This is a genomic window from Komagataeibacter sp. NFXK3 (assembly GCF_054182245.1).
The window spans coordinates 226084-239338 of record NZ_JAPIVJ010000005.1; the positions used below are offsets into that span (position 1 = coordinate 226084).

Annotated in this window: 12 protein-coding genes and 1 pseudogene; 4 read left to right on the forward strand and 9 right to left on the reverse strand. The window is 60.7% G+C overall.

Translation table 11 applies throughout. From position 1 onward, the window contains the following. Positions 1 to 13: 13 nt before the first annotated feature. The 6 genes from OQZ28_RS07900 to OQZ28_RS07925 form a co-directional block, all read right to left on the reverse strand. The gene (locus tag OQZ28_RS07900; RefSeq protein WP_458135732.1) at positions 14 to 2317 is read right to left on the reverse strand and encodes an FdhF/YdeP family oxidoreductase; all 2304 of its coding nucleotides are present in this window, start codon (positions 2315 to 2317) and stop codon (positions 14 to 16) included. A 23-nt stretch (positions 2318 to 2340) separates the two neighbouring features. Further along, complete coding sequence (locus tag OQZ28_RS07905; RefSeq protein WP_129552069.1) at positions 2341 to 2844, reverse strand: nitrate reductase associated protein; 504 nt, start codon at positions 2842 to 2844, stop codon at positions 2341 to 2343. Between the two features lie 55 nt (positions 2845 to 2899). After that, positions 2900 to 3049 carry a DUF2474 domain-containing protein gene (locus OQZ28_RS07910; protein WP_130731892.1) on the reverse strand — a complete coding sequence of 50 codons (150 nt, stop codon included), beginning with the start codon at positions 3047 to 3049 and terminating at the stop codon, positions 2900 to 2902. Next, positions 3036 to 4055, reverse strand: coding sequence for a cytochrome d ubiquinol oxidase subunit II (gene cydB / locus OQZ28_RS07915; protein WP_458135733.1), 1020 nt, complete (start codon positions 4053 to 4055; stop codon positions 3036 to 3038). The genes OQZ28_RS07910 and cydB overlap by 14 nt, the downstream gene beginning before the upstream one ends. A 3-nt stretch (positions 4056 to 4058) precedes the next feature. After that, positions 4059 to 5492, reverse strand: a complete 1434-nt coding sequence (locus OQZ28_RS07920; protein WP_458135734.1) for a cytochrome ubiquinol oxidase subunit I — start codon at positions 5490 to 5492, stop codon at positions 4059 to 4061. Between the two features lie 684 nt (positions 5493 to 6176). Then, positions 6177 to 6809 (reverse strand): TetR/AcrR family transcriptional regulator, encoded by a 633-nt coding sequence (locus tag OQZ28_RS07925; protein ID WP_458135762.1) that lies wholly within the window; start codon positions 6807 to 6809, stop codon positions 6177 to 6179. A 105-nt stretch (positions 6810 to 6914) separates the two neighbouring features. Here OQZ28_RS07925 and OQZ28_RS07930 point away from each other — a divergent pair, with 105 nt between their 5' ends. After that, positions 6915 to 7484, forward strand: a complete 570-nt coding sequence (locus tag OQZ28_RS07930; protein WP_130731889.1) for a hydrolase — start codon at positions 6915 to 6917, stop codon at positions 7482 to 7484. Between the two features lie 211 nt (positions 7485 to 7695). Here the strand turns inward: OQZ28_RS07930 and OQZ28_RS07935 are convergent, their stop codons facing one another. Beyond that, positions 7696 to 8604 carry an AMP-binding protein gene (locus OQZ28_RS07935; RefSeq protein ID WP_458135735.1) on the reverse strand — a complete coding sequence of 303 codons (909 nt, stop codon included), beginning with the start codon at positions 8602 to 8604 and terminating at the stop codon, positions 7696 to 7698. A 353-nt stretch (positions 8605 to 8957) separates the two neighbouring features. On the opposite strand from OQZ28_RS07935, the gene OQZ28_RS07940 reads away from it, so the two are divergent. Then, on the forward strand, positions 8958 to 10403 hold the full coding sequence (locus OQZ28_RS07940; protein ID WP_458135736.1) for a short-chain fatty acyl-CoA regulator family protein: 1446 nt from the start codon (positions 8958 to 8960) through the stop codon (positions 10401 to 10403). A 40-nt stretch (positions 10404 to 10443) separates the two neighbouring features. Here OQZ28_RS07940 and OQZ28_RS07945 read toward each other — a convergent pair whose 3' ends face one another. Further along, positions 10444 to 11214, reverse strand: coding sequence for an SDR family oxidoreductase (locus tag OQZ28_RS07945; RefSeq protein ID WP_458135737.1), 771 nt, complete (start codon positions 11212 to 11214; stop codon positions 10444 to 10446). A 265-nt stretch (positions 11215 to 11479) separates the two neighbouring features. Here OQZ28_RS07945 and OQZ28_RS07950 point away from each other — a divergent pair, with 265 nt between their 5' ends. Together OQZ28_RS07950 and OQZ28_RS07955 are read left to right on the forward strand one after the other, a co-directional pair. Continuing rightward, entirely contained in the window at positions 11480 to 11716 is a 237-nt protein-coding gene (locus tag OQZ28_RS07950; protein WP_130731885.1) for a hypothetical protein, read from the forward strand. Between the two features lie 123 nt (positions 11717 to 11839). After that, positions 11840 to 11968, forward strand: a pseudogene (locus OQZ28_RS07955) (TetR/AcrR family transcriptional regulator); the annotation flags it as partial. A 301-nt stretch (positions 11969 to 12269) separates the two neighbouring features. Here OQZ28_RS07955 and OQZ28_RS07960 read toward each other — a convergent pair. Next, positions 12270 to 13082, reverse strand: a complete 813-nt coding sequence (locus OQZ28_RS07960) for a class I SAM-dependent methyltransferase (RefSeq protein ID WP_458135738.1) — start codon at positions 13080 to 13082, stop codon at positions 12270 to 12272. Positions 13083 to 13255 lie beyond the last annotated feature (173 nt).

The window sequence follows — 13255 nt, forward strand, 5'->3', positions numbered from 1 at the left end:
GCCGCCTGCCCAGTCAGCCCGCGATCCGGATGGGCGGCGCGGATGCAACACTTTCCACAACCCTGACCGGGATGGATTTGGCCGCAGGCGTTCCACTGATCTCGTCAAAATAGTCCAGTGGCAGCAGCGGGTTCAGCTCCGGGTAGTATCCGGCTATGGCGCCGCGCGGCATAGGATAGTCAAGCACGTTCAGGCCATCGACATAGCGCCTGATCCCGTCATCACTGTAGGTTTCCAGCCCGATCACATCACCATTCGCTAGACCGCGTTCGGCCATGTCGTCCCTGTTCATGAACACGACAAGGCGGGTGTTGTACACGCCACGGTAACGGTCGCTGTTGCTGTAGATGGTCGTATTATACTGGTCATGCGAACGGATGGTGGCCAGACGCAGCATGGCCGGATCCTTGACCGGCACATCGACTTCCAGCCCCGGCAGCACGAGGAAATTCGCCTTGCCATTGGGCGTCTTCCACACGCGGCGACGGGGCGGGATGTCGAGATGGAAGCCGTGCGGATTTTTGATCTTTTCTGAAAAATCCGCATAGATTTCAGGATAGACGTCGGCAATCCTGTCCCGGATCAGGGTGTAGTCGACCATGTAATCCGCCCACGGCGTGCGGGAGTTGGGCAGTGTCGCCATGGCCATGCGGCACACGATCTCGGTCTCCGGCAGCACGTGCTCGCTCACGGGTTCGAACACCCCGCGTGAAGCCGTGACATTCGCCATCGCATCCTCAATGGTCACGAACTGCTCGCCTGCCTGCGTGCGGATGATTTCCGAGCGGGCCACAACCGGCAGGAGCAGCGCATCCTTGCCATGCACCAGATGCCCCCGGTTCAGCTTTGTCGCCACGCCCACCGTCAGGTTGAGGTTGCGCATGGCGGCATAGGAGCGGTCCGTATCGGGCACGGCGCGGATGAAATTGCCCCCCATGCCAAAGAATACCTTGGCGGTACCCGCTTCCATGGCCTCGACCGCTTCGAGCACGTGGTGCCCATGTTCGCGCGGCGGTTCAAAGCCGAACACATCGCGCACGCGGTCCAGATAGGCCTGGGTCGGTTTTTCATCAATGCCCACCGTGCGGTCGCCCTGCACGTTGGAGTGGCCACGGATTGGCGCGATACCGGCACCCGGCTTGCCGAAATTGCCGCGCAGCAGCAGCAGGTTCGCCACCTGCTGGATCAGGCGCGATCCTTCCTGATGTTGCGTCAGCCCCATGCCGTAGCAGATGATCGTGGCATTGGATTTCATGTAGATATCAGCGATCTTGCGGATCTGTGCCTCGGTTATGCCCGAGATGCGGGTAATCTCGTCCCAGCTACAGCCCATGACATCATCCCGCAGGGCATCCAGCCCGGCGGTGTGTTCATGGATGAAGTCAAGGTCCAGCACTTTCTCGCCGCGTGCTTCCGCCTCAAACAGCGCCTTCATCATGCCCTTGAAGATGGCGAGGTCGCCACCAATGCGCACATGCACGAATTCGCTGGAAATGGGGGTCGAGCCGAATGTGCCCATCTGCAGCACATCCTGCGGCTCCGTAAAGCGGATCAGCGCGCGCTCGGGCATCGGGTTGATCAGCACGATCGGCACGCCGCGCTTGCGGGCTTCGACCAGGTTGGTCATCATACGCGGCGAATTGGTGCCGGTATTCTGCCCCACCACGAATATCGCTTCGGCATGCTCGAAATCGCCCATGACGATCGTGCCCTTGCCAATGCCGATGGCAGGCGGCAGGCCACGGCTGGTCGGCTCGTGGCACATGTTCGAGCAGTCGGGGAAATTGTTGGTGCCGAATTCACGCACGAATATCGAATACAGGAAAGCGGTCTCGTTCGCCGTGCGGCCGGATGTATAGAACTCGGCCTGATGCGGACTGTCGAGAGCACGCAGGTGCTGGCCGATCAGGGCGAAGGCATCATCCCATGACACGGGCACGTAGCGATCACTCTGGGCATTGTAGCGCATCGGCTCGGTCAGGCGGCCCTGCATTTCCAGCCAGTAATCGCTCTGCTGCATCAGTTCGGTGACGGTGTATTTTTCAAAGAACTCGCGCGTCACACGTCCCTTCGTGACTTCATGCGCCAGCGCCTTGGCCCCGTTTTCACAGAACTCCAGTGTCTTGCGATGGTCAGGGTCAGGAAATGCGCAGCTGGGGCACTTGAAGCCACCCGGCTGGTTCATGGCCAGCAGCCCGCGTGAGCCCTTGACCAGCACGCTCTGTTCCATCAGCACTTTTGCGGTGGCCCCGGCCGCACCCCACCCGCCTGCCGGATGGTGATAGGGTTTGTATTCCGGCGTTTTGTCGTTGCTCATGATCTCGGCCCTCTCGGCTTCATTCAGTTGGGCAGGCGTGTGTGGGCACCCGCATCATGCAGCACCCCGGCATGCTGTTGCAGCAGGCCGAACTCCCGCATCGCTGGCACGAAGTTTTCATTCTCATGCTTCGAGCGGGCCAGCTTCACCAGCGCAAACCGCTGGAGTGGCAGCAGGCTGGCCCATTGCCGCGCCGTGGGTGGCGCTATGCCATCAGCCTGTGCCTGTATCCTGACTGCCTCGGGCATCCGGCCTTCTTCGCGCCAGTCTTCCAGTCCGCGCACGGCAAGCGGGCGCAGCGGCTCGTCACTGCGGGTTGCGATCAGATGGGCGACCAGTTCGCGGTAGGCGGCCTGTTCGGGCGCGGTCTCGCATGGCAGGTCGGCAAGCTGGCCCCGTTCCTCGCGCGTAAACCGGCTCCACTGGCGCAGGCTCAGTTTGATGCCGACAATATCAAGCTTCTGCCGCGCGATCATGGGAATGCACCGCAAAGAACCAGCGAAGTCACGTTCAAAATCAAAAAGCATTGGACCAGATCCCGTATTGGAGGGAAGGAAATGTCGGGCGGCCATGCCGCCCGCTTTACCGGGGAACGATCAGGTGCAGCAGCGACGCCACCCCGAAAAATGCACCGGTGCTCAGCGACCAGATCGCAATGAACCATGCGATCCGCACGCCGGTGCGTGGGGGTGCCTCGTCGCCATTGCCCCGGACAATCTCAGTGATACCCATCGGTTTCCGTCACCTTTCCGCGAAAGACGTGGTAGGAATAGATCGTGTAGGTCAGGATGATCGGCAGCAGGATGGCGGTGCCGATCAGCTGGAAGAACTGGCTCGATGGCGGGGATGATACATCCCACAGCGTCAGGCCCGGCGGCACGGCATAGGGCCATACCGTAATGCCCAGGCCGGACAGGCACAGGAAAAACCAGCCCAGCGCGCACAGGAACGGCCCCTTCGAGTGACCCCTGCGCAGCCCCATGATAAACAGCCCTCCCAGCACGACCACCAGAACCGGCACGGGGGCAACGAATGCGATGTTGGGCCAGTCAGCCCAGCGGCGCAGGTACGGGGCGTGTAGCAGCGGTGTCCACAGGCTGACTGCCACAATACCGATGAACAGGCCCACGGCCAGCCGGGCGGCCCAGCGGCGGCAGGATTCCTCCAGCACGCCGGTGGTGCGCCAGATCAGCCACGTTGCACCCAGCAGGGCGTAACCACACATGACGGACAGGCCACACAGGATGCTGAACGGCGTCAGCCAGTCGAGCGGGCCACCGGCAAAGGCGCCATCAACAACTTTGATGCCCTGCACCACGCCGCCGAGGATCGCGCCCTGACAGAAAGCGGCGATGGCGGAGCCTGCCATGAAGCCGGCATTCCACATCCCTTCCCGTCCCGTGTCACGCGTCATGATGCGGAACTCAAACGCCACGCCGCGGAAGATCAGGGCCAGCAGCATCAGCACGATCGGCAGGTAGAAGGCGGGCAGCAGGGTAGCGTAGGCACCGGGAAAGACGCCGTACAGCACGGCCCCACCCAGCACCATCCATGTCTCGTTGCCATCCCACACGGGGGCGATGGTGTTGACCATCACATCCCGGCGGTCTGGGTGGCGTTCGAGTGCGAACAGCATGCCGATGCCAAGGTCAAAGCCATCAAGCACGACATAGATCGAAATGGCGGCGACCAGAATGACGGCCCATATGATGGGGAGCCAGTATGCGAAGTCCATCATGCCTCAGGCTCCTTTGCCAGTAGAGGGATCAATCACGCCCGGATGCATGCTGGTGGCCAGAATCCCGGATGCGTGGGATGGCGGAGTATCATGCTCGCCTTCCTGCGGGGCGCGGCCCAGCATGCGCACCAGAATGCCCATCCCTGAGCCAAACACGAGCACGTAGACCACCACGAACGCCGTCATCGAAAATGCCATGGAGGACAGGGCAACGGGGGATACGCTGTCAGACGTGCGCAGCAGGCCATAGACGGTCCAGGGCTGGCGGCCGACTTCCGTCGTGATCCAGCCGCACAGCAGGGCCAGGAAGCCCGCAGGCGCCATGCACAGCGCAACACGATGGAAGAGCGGGTTGGTGAACAGCGTGCTGTTGCGCCGCAACCAAAGGGACCACAATCCGACCAGCATCATCAGCATGCCCAGCGCGACCATGATGCGGAAGGAGAAGAAGATGACCGGTGAAGGCGGCCGCTGGTCACGCGGAAAGTCCTTCATACCCGGCACCTTGCCGTTCAGGCTGTGCGTCAGGATCAGCGATCCGGCCAGCGGCAGTCTGATGGCATAATCCGTATGCTCGGTCTTCATGTTGGGAATGCCGAACAGCAGTTCGGGCGCATGATCTTCCGAGATCCAGTCCCCTTCCATCGCCGCAATCTTGACCGGCTGGTATTTGAGCGTGTTCAGGCCATGCGCGTCGCCAGCAAGGATTTGCAAGGGGGCCACGATCGCCGCCATCCACATGGCCATGGAGAACATGACCCGCACCGGCTCGCTGGAAATCTTGCCTGCCTTGCGGGCCTTGAGCATATGCCATGCCCCCGTGGCTCCCACGATGAAGGCAACCGACAGGAACGCCGCCAGCCCCATATGCACCAGGCGGAAGGGAAAGGACGGGTTGAAGATAATGGCCAGCCAGTCAGCCGGCATGAAGCGCCCTGTGGCCGGGTCGATGGTGTAACCACGCGGGGTCTGCATCCATGAATTGGAGGACAGGATCCATGTCATGGAAATCAGGGTGCCGACCGATACGCAGCACGTGGCCGCAAAATGCAGTTTGCGCCCCACCTTGTTCATGCCGAACAGCATGACGCCGAGGAAGCCTGCCTCGAGGAAAAAGGCGGTCATAACTTCATAGGACAGGAGCACGCCGGTAATCGGCCCGGCTTTTTTGGAAAAGACCGACCAGTTGGTGCCGAATTCATACGACATGACCAGTCCCGACACGACGCCCATGCCAAAGACAATGGAGAAGACCTTGATCCAGTATCGGTAAAGATCAAGGAATACGGGCCGTCCGGTCCTGAGCCACAGCCCTTCCAGAACCGCCAGATAAGCCGCCAGCCCGATTGAAAAGGCCGGAAAGATGATATGGACGCCTACGGTAAAGGCGAACTGAAAGCGCGCCAGAAGGAGTGCTGGATCATGTGCGTACTGCATCGATACTTTCCAAAACTTATGACGAGAGAAGGAAATACAAATAAATTCTCGCCATAGTGGCCCCGTAAGCAATGAACCGGCCTGAAAAGCCGCTGTATGCCCCGGTGTCGTGGAAAAGGTAGTAGATCAATCAGGTGTATGACGTCCAAGAGAGATTATACATAAGATCATAAACAGCATTTATAACCGCACCATTGATAGGATATGTATGGTTATGGACAAATATAGACGATCGGAAATATTGGTAACCGACCATAAGATATTTGGCGGGGATCTCCTGTTTTCAGGCAGGATTGTCTCATCGGTCGCTCTGGTTATTTATTCTGAATATAATGCGGGCGAGGCAGATTTTTTCCCTAGACCTGTCATGCCTGCATTCCTGAGTATACGGAACTGAATGGGAGCGCCCGTATGACAGCACAAAATATAATCCTGCGGTTTTGTTCCGGCCAGAAAATCCAGAAATTTGGTGCCAGAACGTAACGCTTCTCGATCGCGCAGAAGGTCATCGGCAGGGGCATTGGAGATCCTGACAGATGACAGGTGCACTGAAAGGGTCAGCCCAGGTCAGATATGGACGGGGAAAGACCCCCTACCCCGCGTGATGTCTCACGCATCGTGGCATCCCCGCTCAATGCGGGCTGCATGATTATCGCAACCCATCAGGGGAGTGTCAGGGATCAGTCATACGGCCCTTCGGAAAGGTTCAAGCCGGGAAGATAAATATAACCGGTTCATGCAGCGCAGTTCATCCGGCGCCCCTGGCGCTGTCGGTGCATCCCCATGGATCATGCCGACCATGACTTTCATATTGTTCAGCACAACGGCAGCAATGTCATCAGCCGTTTTCTGGTCCAGTCCGGGGGCACAGGCCCGCAGCGCCATTACTATGCCAGGCAGTGCCTGAGCACGTGACTTTGCACGGAGTGCCGCACTGTCCGTGCGGGCGGCCATCAATGCGGGGAGCGAGTGCACGCGGGGATAGAGCCCTGCCATCAGGTCAATAAAGCCATCCGCCAGCTCACTGGGGGAAAGGCCCGCTGCGCGGCGCCCTATCGCTTCATATTCTTCCTGCAGGATTGCCATGTGCTGTTGCAGCAACGTCTCGGCAATCGCCTCCTTGTTGGGAAAGAAGCGGTAAAGCGAACCAATTTTCGCCCCTGCCCGCGCGGCTATTTCCGCCATTGTCGTTGCATCATAGCCGCGTTCCGCGATGAGGTCGGACGCGGCGGCCAGCAGTTCGGCCACACGTTGCCGCCCAACCGCCCGCCGGGGCTGAAGGGGGGCGCGCTTTTTGCTTGACGTAATTGAGTCCATCCTCAAATAGTATCCCTGTTTGAGTATATGCTCAATTTCTATCAACTCCTGCCCTTCCAGGCAACGACCCGGAATACAGGAGCCTGATAACAGGAGAAGACCGCCATGCCATCGTTTTCCGCGTCCCGGACCGCACTGATCCTGATCGACCTCCAGAAGGGCATCGTTTCCCGTCAACTGGCGCCTTACACGGGTGAGAGGGTTGTCGAGCGCTCAAAAACCCTTGCCGCACGCTTCCGTGCCGCCGGTGCGCCGGTCATTGTGGTCAATGTCGCGTTCGCCCCCGATTTTGCCGATGCCCCGCATACCCCTGTCGACCAGCCATTCGCGCCGCCTCCCGGCGGCTTTGCGCCTGACTGGACCGATCTGGCCGAAGGGCTGGCCCAGCCGGGCGACCTGCATGTCACCAAGCGGCAGTGGGGCGCTTTTTACGGGACGGATCTCGACCTTCAGTTGCGGCGGCGCGGCATTGCCACCGTGGTCATTGGCGGCATTTCCACTAACCTTGGCGTGGAATCCACCGCCCGCGCGGCGCATGAACATGGCTATGCCGTCGTCCTTGCCGAAGACATCACCTCCACCTTTTCCGAAGAGATGCAGCGTTTCGCATATGACTGCATTTTCCCCCGGCTCGGGCATGTGACGACAAGCACCGCAATCGATCTCGCATCCTGACGGCAGACGGTGCGGCCCTGCAAGGCGGTAGAGCGCGAGATCATAACATTCCGGCGCACTTCCCGGCGGGCATGTCCATGCCGCGCGGCGCGGTTCGCCTGCCGTCAGGCTAACGCGGAGTGTGCCCGGGCTGCCTGTCATCCGGCCATCCGCCCTTCAGGCATCATCCTTGCGGGGCGGCCTTGCCGGAAACAGGCTTCAGCCCGTCGCCTCAACGGCCCTTGGGTGCCAGGGCTCCCTCACTGTTCGTAATGGTCGCGCCTTTTGCCAGCGCGTTTACGACAAGCGCCGTCTGTCCCGCTTTCCAGGCCATGTCGAGCAGGCTGTAGGGAATTTCCGCATTGCCCTGTGGCACCAGCATTTCCGTCGTGCGGATAAGCAGGCGGCTGTATTCTCCTGCCGTGTAGGTTACGCTGCGGAACCTGCCTGCCCCATCCGCGGCATGCAGCAGAAAGAAGGGTGCATCGGGGTGCATGACTGCGGGCGGGTAATCAGGCTCGTACCAGTCCACCACGTCATTGTAGAAATGGTCACGGCCCGGCTTCATGGGGAGTTGCGCGCCCTCGGCAGCCACAACCAGCACCAGCCTGACCGCGCAATGCAGCCCGATCATGGCCAAGGCCCTGTCCAGCATGGCCTTGGGCTGCGCATGACCTGTGCCATCGCCTGCCACAATGGCCACGGCGCCACAATCGGCCAGCCGTTCGGCCAGGGCGGGTGCATCCAGCCCTTCAGGCATGAGCACATGTACCGCCCCAATGCGGATGCAGGCCAGCACGGCCACGATACTTTCCACCATAAGGGGCATGTCGACCGCGACCACATCGCCACGCTGCACGCCCTGATCGGTCAGGGCATTGGCCAGGCGGCAGACCCGTTCATGCAGGTCGCGCCACGCGATATGCCCATCGGGTGCCCTGCCGCACAGTATCGCGGGCTTTTCGGCATGATCGCCCAGATGCCGGTCCACGCATAGCGCGGAGACATTCATTACCCGATGGCCATAATCCGGCCATGGGGCAATACGGGCCGGAAACGCGCCTCCGGCCAGTTGTACGAAGGGCCGCCGCGCATGGAAAGCGGGCAGGACGAAAACATTCTCATCGGTCCTGATGGTCATGAACCTGTTTCCTGTTGTCAGGCTGCCTGCACGCTGTAATGCAGGATGCAGCGGTCAATTAAAGGAGAGGCTAGGCGTGGTTTACATGCCGGGGCGCATGACATGCCTGCCCCTGCGCTACACCCGACCTGCGCACGTCTGCCTCATGCCACGGCGGATAACCGGGGCAGAACATCACGGTTCATGTTGCAGGCTGTGCCACAATGGAGGCTTCGCCCGGTCATGGCAGTTCATCCGTGTTGCCCTTGTGCGTTTCTGCTGATGGGGACTGTGACAAATCCCGGTTGCGGGCGGAAGATATTTTGCCGTTTAAAGAAGCGAACGCCGCGCCGATATTTGCAAAGATTGTGAAGATGAAAAAACCCGCCACCAAAATCTTCACCGGATCGCGTATCCGTCACCAACGCACCCGCATGGGCATGACCCAGAGCGCGCTGGCCCTGCAACTGGGCATATCCGCCAGTTACCTCAACCAGATCGAGCATGACGTCAGGCCGCTCCCCCTGCCCCTGCTCAATGCGTTATGCGATATATTTTCCGTCGGGGTAGATTATTTCAGCGATACTGAAGAGGCACGCGGCATACAGGCATTGCGCGAAATACTGGCCGACCCCGTATTCGACATGGGTGCAGTGAAGCTGGACAGCATGCAGGCCGCGATGCGCGTGGCGCCCGATCTGTGCATGCAGTTCGTCCGGCTCTACCGCGCCTATCTGCTGCGCCACGAACAGGCGGCCGTGCCGCTGGTCGGGCATGCGCCGCACCCGGACACGACCACGCCGGATGCGCCCGACCGGGTGGAGCCATATGAAGCCGTCAATGACTGGGTGCAGGCCCAGCGTAATTATTTTGATGAAATTGACCGCACGGCTGAACGCCAGGCCGCGCTCATGCGCCTTGATGAGGGCAGCCCCCGCGAGCAGCTCGGGCGCTACCTCATGGACCACCATGGCATCCGCACCGAGATTGACCTTGGCCTGAGCCAGCGCGGCCTGATGTGGCACATGGACCGGCGCAACCGCACTCTTTTCCTCTCGCGCATCGCGCCATCGGAAAGCAGCACGTTCTGGATGGCCCAGGCGCTGGGGCAGATCGAGCATCAGGCGATATTCGCCCGTATCATCCGTCGTTCGCGGCTGCGTGAAAGCGAGGCCCGGGGGCTGGCACGCGTCTATCTGACCAATTATTTTGCTGGCGCACTCCTGCTGCCCTATGAACGCTTCAGGGCAAGCGCACATGAGGTGCGTCATGACCTGGAACGGCTGCAGCGCCATTTCGGCGTCAGTTTCGAGCAGGCCTGCCAACGGCTCAGCACCCTGCAGCGGCCCGGAAGCGAAGGGATACCCTTTTATTTCCTCAAGACAGATATCGCGGGCAATATCCTCAAAAGCTTCAGTGCAAACCGCTTTACCCAGTCCCGTTTCGGGGGGCCATGCCCGCTATGGAATGTTTTCCGTGCGTTCACCACCCCGCAGCAGGTGCAGGTCCAGCTTTCACGCACGACGGATGGCGCGCTCTATCTCAACGTGGCGCGCACGGTAGGCCGTGACAACATATCCTACCTTGACCGACCCCGCCTGGCGGCCGTGGTTCTGGGCTGTTCCATCGCGGATGCCGGGCACCTTGTCTATTCCGCCGGGCTGGACCTGAATGATCCGCGCATGATCATTCCCATCGGCCCGGGCTGCCGTGCCTGCACGCGTGAAAACTGCCACCACCGTGCATTGCCCATGGTTGGCCATCGTGTGGATACCGACAATGAAGGCCGTGGCATTGCCCCCTATCGCACCGCGTTATAAAGCGCCGTTCGTGACGCCAATGTTACCGCCCCAGTGTTACCTACACGGAGGCGGTTATACCGCCATCCACCATAAGCACATGCCCGTTGACAAAACTTGATGCGTCAGAGGACAGAAAGACCGCAGCGCCGACAAGTTCCTCCACATTACCCCAGCGCCCGGCCGGCGTGCGCTGGCACAGCCATTGGGTGAAGGCTGTATCTTCCACCAGTTTTTCGTTCATTTCCGTTTTGAAATAGCCGGGCGCCAATCCGTTGATCTGCAGGCCATGCCGGGCCCAGTCCGTTGCCATGCCTCTGGTCAGGTTCCTCACCGCCCCCTTGGTCGCGGTATAGGGCGCGATGCCGGGGCGGGCCAGTTCACTCTGCACCGAACAGATATTGACGATCTTGCCGCGCCCACGCGGCAGCATGTGGCGTGCCACGGCCTGCCCCACAAAGAAAACGGCGTTGAGGTTGGTCGCGATCAGCGCATCCCAGTCCGCCCGGCTGAACTGCTCCAGTGGCGCGCGGCGCTGGATGCCTGCATTGTTGATCAGAATGTCGATCGGGCCATGTTCATGCTCAATTCTTTCCACGCCTGCGATGACAGCATCCTGGTCCGTTACGTCAAAGGCAGCCGTCACGGCATCAAGCCCTTCGTGTTCGAGCGTGGCGCGGGCTGCCTCGAGTGCTTCAGGGTTGCGGCCGTTCAGCACGATTTCAGCCCCGTACTGGCCCAGCCCCCGCGCCAGGGTCAGGCCAATGCCACGGGAGGCCCCGGTAACCAGTGCGCGCCTGCCCGTGAGTGAAAAAAGCGTATTGGCCTGCATTGTGGCATTCTCCTGTGCATCAGGGCTCCTACGTTGGCAGTGCCGGGGCATCACGGCTTCACACATCTTTGTGTCATGGTGCAGGGCAATGCTTCGTCCGGGCGCGCGGGCCAGGTTACATGCGCGCTCAGTTCGGCCCCTGCGGCACAGGATTCGGTTCGTAATGGCGCGAGCAGGGAAAATGACGATTTCAGCCGGGCAACTGGATTTGATCGCAAGATTTGAGGTATTTGATGTGCAGGAGACCTGATCAGAAAAAGGCTGCATGATGATCCCTGCCAATGAATGCGAACGCAAGGGCGATGCCTGGATGGCGAAAGCCATGGATACCAGCAGAAGCGAGGCTGAGCGAAGAAAAGCCGCCAAGGCTGCGATGTTCGCCTATGAAGATGCCCGTAAACTGTTTCCGTCCGATAGTGCGGACAGCCAGCGCGTGCGCAAGAAAGGCTACCGGACGCATGATATGGTCAACCTGCCGATTGATGAATGGCCTTCACAATAACGTCTGTCCCAGTCGTGGCGGCGCCCTGGAGATGGAACCTGTTATCGCGCCACATGCAGGCGGGATGATGATGGTATTCACCAGGTGTGGGCTTGAACGGCCTGCAGGCAACCCGCGCCCCTCACCGGCTGCCTGATCGTGCTCGGTGCGGGCAACTGCTCGCCACAGAACCAGCCCGTGCAGGCCCTGCTGGTGGCCGGGCGGGCGCGCTGCCGCAAGGATATTGCGGCCTGCGTGGAGCGGGCCGTGGCGTAGGGCGCCCTGATCCCCTCGCCCATGACCGAAACCCTGCCGATCTGGAATTACTGCTCCACCATCATGCTGAGGCCTAGTAACGGACGGCGAGCGCACGTTCATCCGCTGGAAAGGACGGTTTGAAGCCAGCCCCGATCATGCCGCCGCATGCAGGCATGCATGCCCCCCTGATCCATCAACCGGCATTTGACAGCCATGTAGGCAGGCTTTGTGGCAGATAAGCGCGATCGAAACGGCGTTCTCTGCCTGTATGCATAAATTGGCGCAGCCGGAACTCATGCATGAAGCCGACCTGTTGCTAATCGACCTTCTGGAACTTCAACTCAAAATTGTCGCCCTCGCCAATCGCCTGGTATCTGGCATGATCGACAGTGCCGAGCGCGTAAGTGGGGGGCAGTGTCCACACGCCTCTGGGCCAGTCGGTCGTATCCCTGGGGTTGGCGGCGACTTCTGACGTGCCAACAAGTTTGAACCCCGCCCGTTCAATAAGCGCGATCGCGTAATCCTGCCGCACGTAACCACTTCTGGCAGCGGGATCCTGCGGGCCGGTCGGGCGGGCGCGATGGTCTTCCACGCCAAAGATGCCGCCGGGCCTGAGCGCCTTGTGCACCGCCGCGAGCAACTCGGGTGCATCGTTATCCTTCATCCAGTTATGAACATTGCGGAAGGTCAGGATAACATCAGCGCTGCCCGCCGGTGCGAGGTCAGGGTGACCGTGCCCGAACTGCGTGTAACGGATCTGGTCATAAAGTGCCGGATGCGCGTCGATCCTTGCCTGCATGCCAGCGGGCCAGTGCGCGTATTCACGTTCGACTTTCGTGCCATCAGCAACACCCATGGCGGCATAGTAGGTGCCATGGTTTCGCAGCAGCGGGGCGAGAATTTCGGTCCAGTAGCCACTGCCGGGCCAGATCTCGACAACCGTGGCCTGTGGCGTGACGCCGTAAAAGGAAAGCAGTTCGTAAGGGTGGCGGGCGCTATCGCGGCTGACCAGAGCGGGGTCGCGGGTGGTGGCTGCCACCGCGTCGTGAAGGGGCTGGTCAATGGGGGGCGCTCCCATGGCTGGCCCGGCGAGGGAAAGGCAGGCGATGGCGTAAAATGCGTTCCGCATGGACATTTTTTCCGATCCTCGCAGGTAAGGCGTTGCAGCCCTGAGCGTAGCACATCGTGTGCCGGGCAGGCCAGCAGCGTCCGCCGTTCCCGTTCACCTTTCATGGCATGGGGGCCGTGGCGCGCAGGCCGGGGCAGAAACCATCACCGGATATGCCGCGCCGCGTTGACGTG